Raw genomic sequence first — 14,521 nt, forward strand, 5'->3', positions numbered from 1 at the left:
CTGGGCGCACTAGAAACGCGTTCTAGAGCGACAGCACGCAGGACCGTCCCCGGAGGATGGGAATGAAGCCGTTCTATGTCCGCGAACTGAGTGTCTACCCGGTCGGCCGCCGCCGCATCCTGTTGCTGGCGGTCGCCGTACTGGCCAGCCTGGTGGCGAACTTCGAGACCACGCTCGCCACGATCCTGCCCCTCCTCATGACCGACCTCGGCATGTCCCTGACCGTCTACGGCCAGCTCGCCGCGCTGTCGGTGCTGGTGGGCGGGCTGTCGGCGGGCTTCGGCGGCATCCTGTCCGACCGGTGGGGCCGGGTCGCGATCCTCGTGCCCACCCTCACCGTCACCGCCGCCTGCAACTTCCTGCTGGCCACCGTGGACTCCGTCGCCGGGCTGTTCTGGGTGCGGTGCCTGATGCTGTTCATCGAGGGCGCGGGCATCACGATCACCGCCTCGCTGGTCCGCGACTTCTCGCCGCGCATGGGGCGGGCGCAGGCGTTCGCGTTCTGGACGTGGGGGCCGGTCGGGGCGGCGTTCCTGGCCTCGTTCATCGCGGGGTTCACGCTGCCGCTGTTCGGCAACGCGTGGCAGTCGCAGGCGATCATCATGGGCGTCGTGTCGCTGAGCATGTGCGCCGTGATCATCTGGAAGATCGCCGAGCCGTCCGGAGCGCTGCGGGCGCAGGTGATGGAGGCCGAGCAGGAGCTCGCGGTCGAGGGGGAGGCCGGCCACGGCCGGGTGCGCGAGCTGTTCAAGCACCCTCACCTCTGGGCCCACGTGCTCGGCAACACCGGTTGGCAGGTGCTCTACTGGACGTTCACCATCTTCGGCCAGACCATCCTGGCCACCGCCTTCGGCATGGACGCGGCCACGGCCAACCGGGTCGTCGCGCTGGGCATCGTGCTCAACGCCCTGGCGGTGGTGATCGTCGGCCGGGCGTCGGACCGGCTGCGGCTGCGCAAGCCGTTCACCGCCGTGGGCACCGTGCTCACCGCCGCCGCGCTGGCGTACTTCATCTTCCTGATCGGGCCCGGCGTCTCCACCGGGCACGTCACCGCCGTCTACGCGCTGCTGTTCCTGGTCATGGGCGTCGCGTACGTGCCGTGGATGGCCAACTTCTCCGAGAACGCCGAGGACGTCGAGTCCCGCCTGCAGGGCTCGGCCCTGGGGCTGTGGGGCATGGTCGTCCGGGTGATGATCGTGGTCATGCTGATCGTCTCGCCGAGGGTGGTGGAGGCCGGCGGCTGGCAGCTCTGGCTGAGCGTGGCGCTGGCCGGCCAGGTCGTCTTCCTCGTCTCGATGGTCGCGTTCAAGGGCCGCTGGCGGACCGCCAGGCCGCAAGGGGTCGAGGTCTAACGGGACGGTACGACCACCGCCTGCGGGTTGCCCGGCGCGTACACCGTGATCCCCTGCGGCAGTGACTTGAGCTTCTCGATCTCCGCGCAGGCCGGGCACTTGTCGTAGCCGTCCTGCCTGGCGCGGTTGGCCTCCGCCTCGGCCTTGGCCTGGGCCACCCGCGCCTGGGCCTCGGAGACGGCCGCCGAGGCAGACAGCGAGCGGTCCACCGCCTGCTGCACCTCGCCCGGCAGCGTCACCTTGACCAGCGTGAACCGCGGCCCGGTGAGGAAGTCCCCGCCCAGTGTGACGGGCAGGTCGCGGGCCAGCGAGGCGTTGACCGCGTTCTGCACCTCGGCGATGTTGGCGTTGCTGTCGCGCGGCTTGAGCGCGTTGCTCTCCAGCAGCGAGCAGGACGGCACCAGCTCCGCGCAGCGCATCGACCCGATCTGCCCGCGCAGCGCGTTGTCGATCACCGGCCGGACGGCCTGGCCGAAGAACGCGCTCCAGCCCTCGTCGCCGTCCCACGCGTAGAGCGAGCTGTCGTCCTGGGCGCGGAAGGTACGGGTGCCGTACTTGTCGTCGAACTTCTTGAGCGTCTCGTGGTCCAGGTTGAGGGTGAAGTAGAGGGTGCCCTCGATGCCCAGGTTCACGCCGTCGCTGCTCGGCACCGTCACCACGTCCACGCCGAGCGTCGTCGCCCGCTTGGCGTCGGCGGTGATGGTGTAGAAGCGCTGCTGCGCCGGATAGAGGTGGACGGAGGACCACATCCCCGTCCAGGTGAGCCCGGAGCCGGCGTCGATCACCTGGCGCACCCTGTTGTCGTCGAAGACCCCGCCGTCGCGGACGACGGCCACCTCGCCGCCGCCGGTGCTCTCCAGCCCGCCGACGCCCCCGATGAGCAGGGGGATCACGATCAGAGCCGCCACCACGGCCAGTGCGATTCTCATCAGGACCCTTCCGCGCGGGCGGCGTCGGCAGCCGCCGCCCGCGCTTTCGCGGCATTCCTGCGATGGTCGGAAGAACGACGGTTCAGGCGAACGGGCCCACCTGCGGGGCCTTGGGCGCGGCCTCGGGGGCGCTCTCCGCCAGGTCGAGGTCGCGGGTCTCAGGAGCGATGGCCAGGCCCACGGTCGTGACGGCCAGGGCGATCACCACGTAGATCGAGACCGCGATCGTGGACTGGTAGGACGCGAACAGCTGCAGCGCGATCACCGGCGCGAGGGCGCCGCCCACGATGCCGGCCACCTGGTAGCCCATGGACGCGCCGCTGTAGCGCAGGCGGGTGCTGAACAGCTCGGCGATGAAGGCGGCCTGCGGGCCGTACATCGCGGCGTGGGTGACCAGCGCCACCACCGCGGCCAGCGCGATCAGCGGGAAGGACTTGGTGTCGAGCAGCGGGAAGAAGACGAACACCCACACCGCCGCGCCGAGCACGCCCGCGAAGTAGACGGGACGGCGGCCGTACCGGTCGGACAGCGCGCCGGCCAGCGGGATCAGCACCAGCTGCAGCGCCGAGCCGATGAGCACCGAGTTCAGCGCGTACGAGCGCGGCAGCTCCAGCACGGTGGTGATGTAGACGATGATGTACGCGGTGAACGTGTAGAAGGCGACGTCCACCCCGATCCGCGCGGTGAAGGCCGACAGCAACGCGCGCGGGTGCGTGCGCAGCACCTCGACCAGCGGCATCCGCGCCTTGACGCCCTGCTGCTCGACCGCCTCGAACAGCGGCGACTCGGTGACCTTCAGCCGGACCCACAGGCCGACGAACACCAGCGCCCCTGACAGCAGGAACGGCACCCGCCAGCCCCACGACAGGAACGCCGCGTCGGTCATGACGAACGACATCAGCGCCAGCAGCCCCGTGGCCAGCACGTAGCCGGCGGGCACGCCGACCTGCGGCCAGCTCGCGTTGAAGCCGCGCCGCCGTCCGTCGCCGTGCTCCAGCGACATGATGACCGCGCCGCCCCACTCGCCGCCGAGGCCCAGGCCCTGCACGAAGCGGAGCACCGCCAGCAGAATCGGGGCCAGCACGCCCACGCTGGCGTACCCGGGCAGGACGCCGATGAGGAACGTCGAGACGCCCATCACCAGGAGCGTCACCACCAGCACCGTCTTGCGGCCGGCCCGGTCGCCGAAGTGGCCGAACACGATGCCGCCGAGCGGCCTGGCCACGAAGGCGACGGCGTTGGTGGTCAGGGACACCAGGACCGCGTTGAACGGGTCGAGGGAGGGGAAGAACAGCTTGGGGAAGACCAGGGTGGCCGCAGTGGTGTAGAGGAAGAAGTCGTACCACTCCAGCGACGTGCCGATCAGGCTGGCGAGAATCACCCGCCGGGTCTGTTGCGTGGAGCCTGACATCGATCGCTCCTTGAAATCGTGGGGGATATCTATCAACGTAAGGATCGTTGAACAATTCGACAAGAGGTTTGCTCCATGATTCCCTGTTAAATGTGGATAACGTGGTTGCCGATCTTTCTCAGGACCGGCCGCGGCTGGGGCGCAGCAGCACGGCGGAGCGCGTGGCCGACGTCCTGCGCGGCCGCATCAGCGAGGGCTACTTCCAGCCGGGGCAGCGGTTGTCGGAGGAGTCCATCTCGGAGGCGCTGGAGGTGTCGCGCAACACGCTGCGCGAGGCCTTCCGCCTGCTCGGCCACGAGGGTCTGCTCGACCACCGGCTCAACAGGGGCGTGTTCGTCCGCCTCCCGTCCGCCGAGGACGTCGCCGACCTCTACCAGGTGCGCCGCGTGCTGGAGGGCGCGGCCGTGCGGCGGGCCCCGGCCGAGCCGGCCCTGGCGCTGCTCAAGCAGGCGGTGCTCGACGCCGAGCAGGCCGCGGCGCGGGACGACTGGCAGGGCGTCGGCACCGCCAACATCCGCTTCCACCAGGCCCTGGTCTCGTTCAACCAGAGCCCGAGGATCGACGAGGCCATGCGCCAGCTCCTCGCCGAGCTGCGGCTCGTCTTCCACGTGATGGAAAACCCGCGCGCCTTCCACGAGCCGTTCGTCGACCGCAACCGCACGCTGCTCGGCCTGATCGAATCGGGCGAGTCCGAGCAGGCCGCCGCCTATCTGGACGACTACCTCGACCACGCCGAGCGGCTGCTCATCCACGCCTACGACCCCGACCGCTAACGTTGCCGCCCATGGACGACCGGATCTTCACCCTGGACGAGGCCCGCGCGCTGCTCCCCGCCGTGATGGAGGAGGCCGCCGTGGTGATCGCCGCCCGCGCCGACCTGGCCGAGATCGACTTCGCCCGCCGCACCGGCGGCGGATCGGAGCTGGGCGGCCTGCCCGAGCTCAAAGGACTGCAGGCCCGCATCGAGGAGATCCTGAGCGGGTGGAACGAGCGCGGCATCGAGGTCAAGGGCATCGCGCCCGTGCTCGTCGACTTCCCCTCGGTGCTCGACGGGTTCTCCGTCCGGCTGTGCTGGATCGAGGGGGAGCGGGAGCTCGGCTGGTACCACCGCACCGAGCTGGGCTTCGCCGGCCGCCGCCCGCTGTAGCCCGGCGCGACGTGTGGCCGATCCGTGATCAACCGAACACGCCGCGTCCGTGTCTAACGGGGTGAGCGAAAGGACCACACCCATGAGGCTCTCCTCGGCGGCCGCGGCGCTCCTCGCGCCGGCGGTCATCGGCGCGCTGGGGCTCGGCTCCGTCCCGGCCCAGGCGGACACCTCCGCGACGGCCGCCCGTCCCGCCGTACGCGCGGCCTGGATCAAGACCTGCTACGACGAGAAGCGGGAGGAGTCCTGGCCCTGCGGCACGTGGCGGCTGCTGCTGCGCGACGGCCGCCAGGTCGCCGTCCCGGCCGCCGCCGCGCGCGGCGTCGACGGCAAGGGCCGCAGGACCCGGCAGCCCGCCACGTTCGCGGTCAGCGCGGACGGCCGCGTGCTGGCCTACGAACGCGCCCGTGACCACCGCCTGGTCGTCCAGCGGGCCGACGGCGGCCCGGCCACCGAGCTGCCCGCCTCCGCCAGGCCACGAGGCGTCGGCAGCGACGAACTGGCCCTCACCCTGTCGCCCTCGGGCCACCGCGTGCTGATCGACTACACCGACGACCCGGAACGCCTGCGTACCAAGATCATCACCGTCGCCACCGGCGGCATCACGACGCTGCCCGCCGTCTACTCGACCCAGGGCTTCAGCGCCGACGGCGACCAGGTGCTGGCCACCCGGACGATGAGCGACAACACCACCGCCCTGTACGCCCTGCGCCCCGGCGGCGGCTTCCTCAAGCGCACCCCGCCCACGATCGTGGTCAACGGCGGCACCTACGCCCTCGACGCCGGCGGCACCACCGTCGGGTTCTTCACGGCCAGCCAGGACAAGCCGCCGCGGGTGCGCACCTACGACCTCGAGAGCGGCGAGCTGTCCGCCGGCGCGGACCTGCCGCTGCCCGCCGACGTGGCGCCGTACCTGGCGCGATGGAGCGGCGGCCGGCTCACGACTACGATCACGACGGACGACAGATCAGGAGCGACGGTGGTCAGGGTGCTCACGGTGGATCCGGCGAACGGCGCGGCCGAACAGGCCGACAAGTACACGATCAACTCCGGATACCACGCCTACGTCCTCGCGGGGGAGTGAACCGCATGCGCATCAAGATCATCGCAGCTCTGACCACGGCGCTCGCCCTGGCCTGGCCGGCGACCGCCCACGCCCACGTTTCCGGGCACGACCACGACAGCATCCGCTACGCCTCCATCAAGAGCTGCCCGATCAAGGGCGGCGGCGCCCGGCCGTGCGGCTCCTGGCGGCTCGTCATGCACAGCGGCGCCAGGAGCACCCTGCCCGACGCGCAGACGCTCGCGCTGGAGGCCGACGGCTCCACCAACCGTTACGTGCCGGCCCCCATCGCGGTCAGCGGGAACGGCCGGCGGGTGGCGTACTTCACCAAGAAGGGCCGCCTGGCCGTGCGGACGCTCGGCGGCGGGGTGCGCCTGCTGGCCGAGGACGCGCTGCCGAAGCGGGCCCAGTACGAGGTGACGCTGGTGCTGTCCGACGACGGCGCCCGGCTGGCCGCCTCCCCGCGCGGCGACAAGCCGGCCGGCGCGCGGATCTTCGACACGGCGACCGGTGAGCAGGTCGGCGTCCTTCCGCCCGAGGCGACGGTGGCCGGCTTCAGCGGCGACGGCGACGAACTGCTCGCCACCGTCCAGGCCGACGAGTCCGTCACCGAGCTGGTCGCCTACTCCGAGACCGGGGAGGAGCTGAGCCGGACCACGCCGCCGCAGGTCATCGCGGCCAACCTGCCGGGGGCGCTGGCGGCCGACGGGCGTACTGCGGCGATCCTGGTGGCCGGGGCGAAGGCGCTTACGGTGACGTACGACATGGCGGGCGACCAGCTCGGGGAGCGCAGGCGGGTCAAGCTGCCGGCCGGGCACGTCCACATGCTCGACTGGACCGGCGACCACGAACTGACCGCCCACCTGCTCAGCGAGCCGGGCGGGAGGACCAGGATGACGATCGTCCGGATCGACACGGAGACCGGCACGGTCAAGCTCAGAGACCGCTACACGATCCTCCCCGACACCTTCATCTTCGCAGCCTGCGGCGGCTGATCGGTCTGCGGCTGTTGGGCGGTTTGCGGCGATCGGATGGTCTGCGGCGGTGGGGCGGCTGACCGGAATACGGCGGCTGAGCGGTCGGCGGCCTTACCGCCCTGCCCGCTGACCGTCTTGCGGCGGTCGGGCGGCTGGGTGGCCGGTGGCGGGACATACGCTTTGCTGGTGGAGGTTCACTCGACCAAGGCGATGGCCGCGCGGGCCGTCGACCTGTGCGTGGCGCTGCTGCACGAGCAGCCGTCGATCGAGTCGGTGTCGCGGGTGCTGCGGGCGTACGGCGAGCTCGGCGCTCCCTGCACGGGGGACCTCGGCCTGGGGGAGGACGACGTGCGGGCGATGCGCGCGGCGGCGGCCCGGCTGCGCGAGGTGCTCGGCGCGGCCACCCCCGGCGATGCGTCGGCCCTGCTCAACCGGCTGCTCGCGGAGTCGGCCAGGCCCCCCAGGCTGACCGACCACGGCGGCACGACGACCTGGCACGTCCACGTCGACAGCAGCGACGAGGCCCCATGGGGTGAGTGGTTCCTGGCGTCGTCGGCGATGGCGCTGGCGGTGCTGCTGGCCGATCACCAGCGGGTACCGGGCGGGCTGTGCGCCTCGGCGAGCTGCGGGCGCCCGTTCCTCGACCTGGGCGGCGGCAGCCCACGCCGCTACTGCAGCGCCCGCTGCGCCACCCGCGAACGCGTCGCCGCCCACCGAGCCCGCACCACCTGACCCAACGAGCCCGCCACCGGAGCCCAACCGGCTACGTCCCCGCCACCGGCACAGGCTCCACCCACCGGCGCGCCCACCGGCCGCCGCCTGCCCGCGTCTCGCCGCTGCCACGCCTCAGCCGCTGCCGGGGGAGGAGCGGCCGCGGGGCAGCAGGATCGCGGCGGCCGTCGCCTGGAGGGCCGCGCCGGCGAGCAGGGCGATGCCGACGTCGTACGCCGCCAGCGGGCCGGCCAGCGCGGAGCCGAGCGCGAACGAGGTGATCTTGACGCTGGCCGCCGTGGTGAACACCTGGCTGCGCAGGCGCGCGGGCGCCTCGCGGTGCCGTACGGCGAAGAGCGCCGTGAGCTGCGGGCCCTCACCCAGCCCTGCCACCGCGGCCCCCACGACCGCCACCCAGAACGTCCCGGAGACGGCGAGCACCACCATCCCCACCCCCAGCACGGCAGTCCCCGCCGCCTGCACCACATCCCAGAACCGCGCCCCAGGACCGTTCCCCGCCCGCTCCGCCCTGTTCCCTGAGCGCTCCGTCCGCTCGGCCAAGTCCCCAGCCTGCTCGGCCACGTCCCACGGTCGAGGCGCGTCGGCTCGGGCGGGGCTCCGGGGGCGGGTCAGGGCGGCGAGCACGGCGTTGGCGGTGAGGCCGGCGGCGGCGGTGACGGCCAGCAGCAGCGCGCCGTGGCCGCTCTGCCCGGTCAGCCGCTCACCCAGCACAGGCGCGGACACGACCAGCATGGCCAGCCCGCAGCACGACACCATCGACCCGACCGTGGCCCGCCGCAACGCCACGTTCCGCACGATCGCCGAGACCCCGGCCCGCACCTCGGCCCCCACCGCCCTCACCTTGGCCCGAACGACCCGCGCGGGCAGTTCGCCCCGGCCTGTACCCCCGCGCACCCCATGGCTGGTGCCTGGACGAACCCTGTGGCCGGTGGCTGTGCGGGTCTCGTCGTCCGTGCCTGCGCGAACCGCGAGGCCGCCGCGTGAGGGGAGGCCGTATGCGGCCGGTAGTGCGGCGATCAGCAGCCCGGCGGACACCGGCACCGCCGCACCGCCCCCTCCGAAGGCAGCCACGGCCCCGACCAGTGCCGGACCGGCCAGGCCGGCCAGGTTGTAGCTCATCGAGTCCAGTGCCGTGGCCCGGCCCAGGCGTCCCGGACCGGCCACCAGGGGCAGTTGGGCCGTCCATCCGCCGGTGAGCGCGGGTCCCAGCAGTCCGGTCACGACCGCCAGCCCGATCACGACCGCGTCCGGTACCCGTCCCAGCAGGGCGAGGATCAGCAGCAGCCCGCCCGCGTACCCGAGCAGGCACGACGCCAGCAGCCGCCCCGGCCGCGGCGACCGGTCGAGCAGCACCCCGAGCAGCGGTCCTCCGGCGGCGGCCGAGACGGTGAGCCCGGCCAGCAACCATGATGCGGGCACCGGCGACCCGGTGACGGCCAGGCCCATCACGAGCAGGGCGGGCCCGGACATCTCGTCACCGGTACGCGCGGCGACGGCTCCGGTCATGTAACGGAATAACACCGACAAGACGTTACAGGAAACCGGCATGCCGATGTTAGGGGAGGGGTGTCACGGGAATGAGTACCCGCAGTCAAGCTCCCTGAGCTGGGGAAACCGCTCACGCCGGGGAGGCCGGCCTGCGCGGGCTGCGTGCGCGCAGGCCGGCCGCACACCCCCGCCCACTCAGGTCACTTCCTCAATCCTCCGCCCGCTCGGGCCGGTGCCGCCCCGTCGCTCAGGCTGAGCTGGTGATGACCGCGAAGCGGGCGCCGAACGGGTCGGCGAGGAACGCGATCCGTCCCGCGCCCTCCGTCGTCGCCGGTGTGGCCCGTACGGTGGCGCCCAGCTCCTGCGCCCGCTCCACCGTCGCGTCGCAGTCGGTCACCTCGAAGTACGGCAGCCAGTGCGGCTCGTCGCCCGGCTCCAGGGTGGCGATGCCGGCCATCGCCGAGGATTCGCCTCCCTGGGCGGGCGAGATCACGGGGTAGGTGGCGTCGCCCATCGGCAGGTCCTCGATCCGCCAGCCGAAGACGGACTCGTAGCAGCCCCTGACCCGGCCGGGATCGGGCACGTGCAGCTCCACCCATCCGAGCGAGCCGGGCTCCGTGACCAGCCCGAGCCCCCGGGTCGCGCCCGGCTGCCAGACGGCGAACGACGCCCCGGCGGGATCGGCGAAGACCGCCATCCGGCCCTGGCCCTGGATGTCGAACGGCGCCGCCAGCACCTTGCCGCCCGCCTGCTCGACGGCCTTGGCGACGGTGTCGGCGTCGGGCGTGTGGAAGTAGGTCAGCCACGCGGCCGCGCCCCTGCTGGGGCTGATCCCGGCGACCGTTCGGCCGTCGACCTGGCAGAAGCGGTAGTCGCGGTGCTCGGGCCCGAGCGAGAGGGACCGCCAGCCGAACAGCCCGGTGTAGAAGGCGTCGGCCGCCTCCACGTCGGGGGCGGCGACGTCGAGCCAGCTGGGGGTGCCCGGAGTGAAGTCGGTGGTGAGCATGGCCTGCTCCTTCGCGTGACGAAGCGGCGGGTGGCCTCTTCACCTCTGGTGCGGTCGGAGGGGCGACGCCACTCGTATCCGGCGCTTCACAGCGTGACACGATCCGCCGATCGCCGCGAGCCATGCGACAGAATCGGTAAGTCGAATGGATGTTTGAACAATGGCATACACTCGACACCATGACAGCCGCGTTCCAAGCTTCTTTGCTCGATCTCGACACCGAGCTCGGGCTCGGTCCGCTCGACGGCGCCGTGCACCGGACCCATCTGGCTCACGGCGCCTGGATCGACCTGAGACAGGGCTGGCTGACGGGGGCCGACGCGCTGTTCGAGCGGCTGGCGGAGCGGGTGCCGTGGCGGGCGGAGAAGCGCCGCATGTACGACAAGGTCGTGGAGGTGCCGCGGCTGCTGAAGTTCTACGACGAGGGCGAGACCCTGCCCGACCCCGTCCTCGCCGACGCCAGGCGCGCGCTCGACGCCTACTACGGGCAGGAGCTCGGCGAGCCGTTCCGTACGGCCGGGCTCTGCTTCTACCGCGACGGCCGCGACAGCGTGGCCTGGCACGGTGACACGATCGGCCGGGGCAGCACGGAAGACACCATGGTCGCGATCATCTCGGTCGGCACCCCCCGCTCGCTGCTGCTGCGCCCGCGCGGCGGCGGCCCCTCGATCCGGCGCGACCTGGGGCACGGCGATCTCATCGTGATGGGCGGCAGCTGCCAGCGCACCTGGGAGCACGCCATCCCCAAGACCACCCGCCCGGCGGGCCCCCGCATCAGCATCCAGTTCCGCCCACGGGGCGTCCGCTGACCGAGGGCCCCGCCACGCGGGGGCGTCTCCGCATGGAGGCCCCGCGTGATGCGGGGCGCAGTCTCGGGACGGGCGGTTGTCCCGGCCGCGATGCGGGAGCTGCCTCAGTGCGCGGTCATCTCAGCACGAGTCGTCCCACGCGGCCCTGTTCGCCGGAGGCCCAGCAGGTCAGGTCCCGGGTGCAGGACACCGTGTCGAACGAGCCGCCGTCGAACGTCTCCCAGTTCCTCCCGCCCGAATACGTCACGTCGCTCCCCGACGGCCCCACCGCGACGGCCGCGAACGGCAGGTGCGGCAGCCAGGCCACCCCTGACCGGTAGGCGGGCGGCGGCGCCGACGACGGGTGCCAGGTGCGGCCGCCGTCCCTGGTGACCGCCCCGGCGCTGGGCGACTGCTGGTCTGGGCGGTAGTCGCCGCCGACCGCGATGCCCCGGTGGCGGTCGCGGAAGGCCAGCCCGAAGACGCCGCGCGCCGGATCGCCGGCCGGGACCGGCGTGTCGGCCACCGTCCACGTACGCCCGCGGTCGCCCGAGTGGAACACCCGCGCCCGCTCCGCCCCGCCGGCGGCCAGCCAGACGTCACGGGAGCCCGCGGCGACCAGGCACTGCCCGCTCGCCGCGAACCCGGCCTCACCGGGCAGCGCCTCGGGCATCCCGTCCGCGGGCAGCACCCGCCAGCTGCGCCCGCCGTCGTCCGTGGCCAGGATCCGGAACCGGCCGTCCACGGGATCGCTCATCGCCAGCCCGTGGCGCCGGTCGAAGAAGGCCAGGCAGTCGTAGAAGGCCCGGGGCTCGTCGTTCCTGAACGTCTCCGCCCACGTGCGGCCCCCGTCCTCCGTCCGGTAGACGCGCGAGTCGGTGCCCTCGCCGATGGACAGCGCCACGGCCCGGTCGGCGTCGAACGCCTCGATGTCGCGGAACTGCAGCGCCTCCGTGCCGGGCGGGGAGACGTTCTGCCAGGTACGCCCGCCGTTCACGGTCCTGAGCACGACGCCGCCCGAGCCCGAGGCCCACACGACGTTCCCGCTGACCGGCGACAGGCCACGCAGGCGCTCGGTCGTTCCCGTCTGCTTGAGCTCCCAGCCGAGCCGGGGCGGGCCGGCCTGGGCGGGCTGCGAGGCGGTGAGCACGAGGGCCGCTGACAGGACGCCTAACGCGATGCGAAGCTTCATGTCGGGCAAACTAGCCCAAAGGATCAGCGCCGTCCATGGGCTGCAGGAACCCGGCCACGAGCGCGTTGACCTGGGCGGGCGCCTGCCGGTTCGACCAGTGGCCGACGCCTCTGAGCAGCTCGAACCGGCCGCCGGGGATGAGCGCTGCGGCGTCCCGTGCCCGCGCGGGCGGAACGCCGACGTCCTTGTCGCCCTGGATGATCAGCGTGGGGCAGACGATCTCGCGCAGGCGCGGGCGCAGGTCGACGCGCATGCGCAGGGGGCCGATCGAGGCGTTCTGCCAGTCGGAGGAGCCCGCGCCGCCTTCTCGTACCTCCGCCTCGATCTCGTCGATGACGTCCTCGAAGTCCCGTACGGGTCCCGCGAACAGCGCCTTCCTGGCGAACCCGGCGATCCGCTCCCTGCTGCCCAGCATGGCCGTCGGCAGCACGCTGTTGAGCAGAGGCAGCTTCGCGGTGAGCCAGAGGGCCTGGTGCACGAGGGGCGGGAACGACAGGATGCCGGCCGGTGCGAGCGCGACGAGCCGGTCCACCCGACCGGGATGCTCGATGGCGGTGGCCAGGGCGAGCGCGCCGCCCTGGGAGAGCCCGACGAGGGCGGCAGAACGCAGGCCGAACCGGTCGAGCACGTCGGTGACGCAGCGCAGCATGCGCTCGTGGGTGACCCGGCCGCTCCACGGGCGGCTCCGGCCCTGTTTCGGCCAGTCGAGCGCGAGCACGTGGTGGCCGCCGGCCAGGACGGGGATGAGGTGCCGCCAGCTCAGCAGCGCGTTGTCCACCCCGGCTCCGCTCAGCAGCAGCACCGGCGGCGCGCCGGGCTCGCCGGCGCTGTGGACGTGCAGGCGGCCTTCCGGGCTGGCCAGGTACGTGCTGCGCAGCTCACCCGTCATGAGTCCTCCTCCCGAAGGCCGGCAGCGGGCCCGATCTCCTGCTCGCCGCCTAGCTCGCTGTCCGCTCCGGCGCCAGGCCCGCCCAGCCGGGCGCGGTGGGTCTCCCATCGTCGCCAGAGCGCGGGCAGCTCTCCCTCCAGGAACCGGTACAGCTCGTGCACGTTCTCCAGTCGTTCCCGCCGGGTGGGGGAGCCGCCGGCGAGCACGCGCAGCCCGTTCTCGGTGATCTGCCGGAACGCGGCCGTCTTCGCGTAACGGGCGGCCAGCATCCGGCTCCAGCCGTCGGCCGCGATGCGGAAGTACTCCTGCCGCTCGCCCCGCCGCCGCACCCCCTCGACCAGCCCGCTCGGCGTCAGCAGCCGGGTCGCGCTGCTGATCGAGCTGCGGCTGGCCGCCAGCACGTCGGACAGCTGCGCGGCGCTCTGCTCCGGAGGGTCGCTGATGAGCAGCCAGCCGATCACCCGGCCGGGGATCAGCGGCATGCCCTCACGCGCGAAGAACACCGCGACGTCGTCGACGAACTCCAGCTCTGCTTCCGTGGCCATATCGCCACATTACGGTCATTGCAGTCATGACTGCAATGACCGCATCAAGGGTCATCGACCTCATTCGTCCTGTCAGGCGGCCCCGCGCGCGGTCGCGCCCCAGGACAGCAGCTCCTGCGCCGTGTCGAAGCGCCGGCTGGAGACGGACTCGCCGAGCAGCACGCCGACCAGCGTCCGGCCGTCCGACTCGCCGGCGAACGCCAGGCAGTAACCCGCCGCCCGGGTGAACCCGGTCTTGAGCCCGATCGCCCCCGGCGTCGTCCTGAGCAGGCGGTTGGTGTTGCGCCACGCGTAGGAACGATGGCCGTCGCCGGCGTCGAGCTCGTGCCGGCGCGTGCCCGCCACCTGCTTGATCAGCGGAACGCGCAGCGCGGCGGCCGCGAGCACGGCCTGGTCCTTGGCGGTGGAGAAGCCGTCGCCGCGGGGCGTGGGCAGGCCGTCGGCGTTGACGTACTCGGTGTCGTTCATGCCGAGCTCGCGGGCCGTGGCGTTCATCTTGGCCACGAAGCCCTTGACGCCGGGGCCGTACGTGCGGGCCAGCGCGTGGGCGGCGTCGGCGCCGGAGGGCAGCATCAGGCCGTACATGAGCTCGCCGACCGTGATCCGGTCGCCGGGGCGCAGGTCGGCGGTGGTGCCGCCGCCGTCCTCCGCGTACGCGACGTCCTCGCGCTTGATCCGGACGACGTCCGTGGGCTTGGCGTTCTTCAGCACCACGTAAGCGGTCATGGTCTTGGTGAGGCTGGCGATGGGCATCCGTTCGCCGCCGTTCTTGTTCAGCAGTACGGCGCCGGAGGCGGCGTCCATCAGGTACGCGGCGCTGCCGCGGACGGTGGGGGCGTCGTCGGCGGTGACGGCCCGGGCGAGGGTTGGCGAGGCATGCGCGGGCGCGGTGAGTCCTGTGACCAGGGCAAGAGCGCCTGCCATGGCAGCCAGAAAAGCTTTCCGGTTACGCATTGGCCCAGAGTGCCGCCGGACTTGGCATGCTCTTGCCACAATGCACGG

15 protein-coding genes are annotated in these 14,521 nt (G+C 72.5%); 7 read left to right on the top strand and 8 right to left on the bottom strand.

Annotated elements, in window-relative coordinates; genetic code table 11:
• Nucleotides 1-62: 62 nt before the first annotated feature.
• A complete protein-coding gene (locus OIE67_RS10735; RefSeq protein ID WP_326639069.1) occupies nt 63-1,352 on the top strand; it encodes an MFS transporter in 1,290 nt (429 codons plus the stop codon).
• On the opposite strand, the gene OIE67_RS10740 is transcribed toward OIE67_RS10735, so the two are convergent.
• Nucleotides 1,349-2,281, bottom strand: a complete 933-nt coding sequence (locus tag OIE67_RS10740; RefSeq protein ID WP_326639070.1) for an SPFH domain-containing protein — start codon at nt 2,279-2,281, stop codon at nt 1,349-1,351. The genes OIE67_RS10735 and OIE67_RS10740 overlap by 4 nt on opposite strands.
• An 82-nt stretch (nt 2,282-2,363) precedes the next feature.
• Complete coding sequence (locus tag OIE67_RS10745; RefSeq protein WP_326639072.1) at nt 2,364-3,692, bottom strand: MFS transporter; 1,329 nt, start codon at nt 3,690-3,692, stop codon at nt 2,364-2,366.
• Between the two features lie 101 nt (nt 3,693-3,793).
• Between OIE67_RS10745 and OIE67_RS10750 the strand changes: the two genes are divergently transcribed.
• The 5 genes from OIE67_RS10750 (at nt 3,794) to OIE67_RS10770 (ending at nt 7,611) form a co-directional block, all read left to right on the top strand.
• Nucleotides 3,794-4,465, top strand: a complete 672-nt coding sequence (locus OIE67_RS10750) for a GntR family transcriptional regulator (protein WP_326639074.1) — start codon at nt 3,794-3,796, stop codon at nt 4,463-4,465.
• Nucleotides 4,466-4,476: 11 nt separating this feature from the next.
• A complete protein-coding gene (locus tag OIE67_RS10755; RefSeq protein WP_106249645.1) occupies nt 4,477-4,839 on the top strand; it encodes a DUF2203 domain-containing protein in 363 nt (120 codons plus the stop codon).
• Nucleotides 4,840-4,921: 82 nt separating this feature from the next.
• Complete coding sequence (locus tag OIE67_RS10760; protein ID WP_326639077.1) at nt 4,922-5,923, top strand: hypothetical protein; 1,002 nt, start codon at nt 4,922-4,924, stop codon at nt 5,921-5,923.
• A 5-nt stretch (nt 5,924-5,928) separates the two neighbouring features.
• Nucleotides 5,929-6,897 (top strand): WD40 repeat domain-containing protein, encoded by a 969-nt coding sequence (locus tag OIE67_RS10765; protein WP_326639079.1) that lies wholly within the window; start codon nt 5,929-5,931, stop codon nt 6,895-6,897.
• A gap of 168 nt (nt 6,898-7,065) precedes the next feature.
• Entirely contained in the window at nt 7,066-7,611 is a 546-nt protein-coding gene (locus tag OIE67_RS10770) for a CGNR zinc finger domain-containing protein (protein WP_326639081.1), read from the top strand.
• Between the two features lie 114 nt (nt 7,612-7,725).
• On the opposite strand, the gene OIE67_RS10775 is transcribed toward OIE67_RS10770, so the two are convergent.
• Entirely contained in the window at nt 7,726-9,117 is a 1,392-nt protein-coding gene (locus OIE67_RS10775; RefSeq protein WP_326639083.1) for an MFS transporter, read from the bottom strand.
• Between the two features lie 229 nt (nt 9,118-9,346).
• On the bottom strand, nt 9,347-10,105 hold the full coding sequence (locus tag OIE67_RS10780; protein WP_326639085.1) for a VOC family protein: 759 nt from the start codon (nt 10,103-10,105) through the stop codon (nt 9,347-9,349).
• A 179-nt stretch (nt 10,106-10,284) separates the two neighbouring features.
• Here OIE67_RS10780 and OIE67_RS10785 point away from each other — a divergent pair, with 179 nt between their 5' ends.
• Nucleotides 10,285-10,914: an alpha-ketoglutarate-dependent dioxygenase AlkB gene (locus OIE67_RS10785; protein ID WP_326639087.1), complete on the top strand. Its 630-nt coding sequence runs from the start codon at nt 10,285-10,287 to the stop codon at nt 10,912-10,914.
• A gap of 115 nt (nt 10,915-11,029) precedes the next feature.
• Here the strand turns inward: OIE67_RS10785 and OIE67_RS10790 are convergent, their stop codons facing one another.
• The 4 genes from OIE67_RS10790 to OIE67_RS10805 form a co-directional block, all read right to left on the bottom strand.
• On the bottom strand, nt 11,030-12,085 hold the full coding sequence (locus OIE67_RS10790) for a WD40/YVTN/BNR-like repeat-containing protein (RefSeq protein ID WP_326639089.1): 1,056 nt from the start codon (nt 12,083-12,085) through the stop codon (nt 11,030-11,032).
• Between the two features lie 10 nt (nt 12,086-12,095).
• Nucleotides 12,096-12,974, bottom strand: coding sequence for an alpha/beta fold hydrolase (locus tag OIE67_RS10795; protein WP_326639092.1), 879 nt, complete (start codon nt 12,972-12,974; stop codon nt 12,096-12,098).
• On the bottom strand, nt 12,971-13,519 hold the full coding sequence (locus tag OIE67_RS10800) for a GbsR/MarR family transcriptional regulator (RefSeq protein ID WP_326639094.1): 549 nt from the start codon (nt 13,517-13,519) through the stop codon (nt 12,971-12,973). The genes OIE67_RS10795 and OIE67_RS10800 overlap by 4 nt, the downstream gene beginning before the upstream one ends.
• 72 nt (nt 13,520-13,591) lie before the next feature.
• Complete coding sequence (locus OIE67_RS10805) at nt 13,592-14,443, bottom strand: D-alanyl-D-alanine carboxypeptidase family protein (protein WP_326639096.1); 852 nt, start codon at nt 14,441-14,443, stop codon at nt 13,592-13,594.
• Nucleotides 14,444-14,521 lie beyond the last annotated feature (78 nt).

Origin of the sequence: Nonomuraea fuscirosea (genome assembly GCF_035917475.1) — a bacterium.
Taxonomy (GTDB): domain Bacteria; phylum Actinomycetota; class Actinomycetes; order Streptosporangiales; family Streptosporangiaceae; genus Nonomuraea; species Nonomuraea fuscirosea.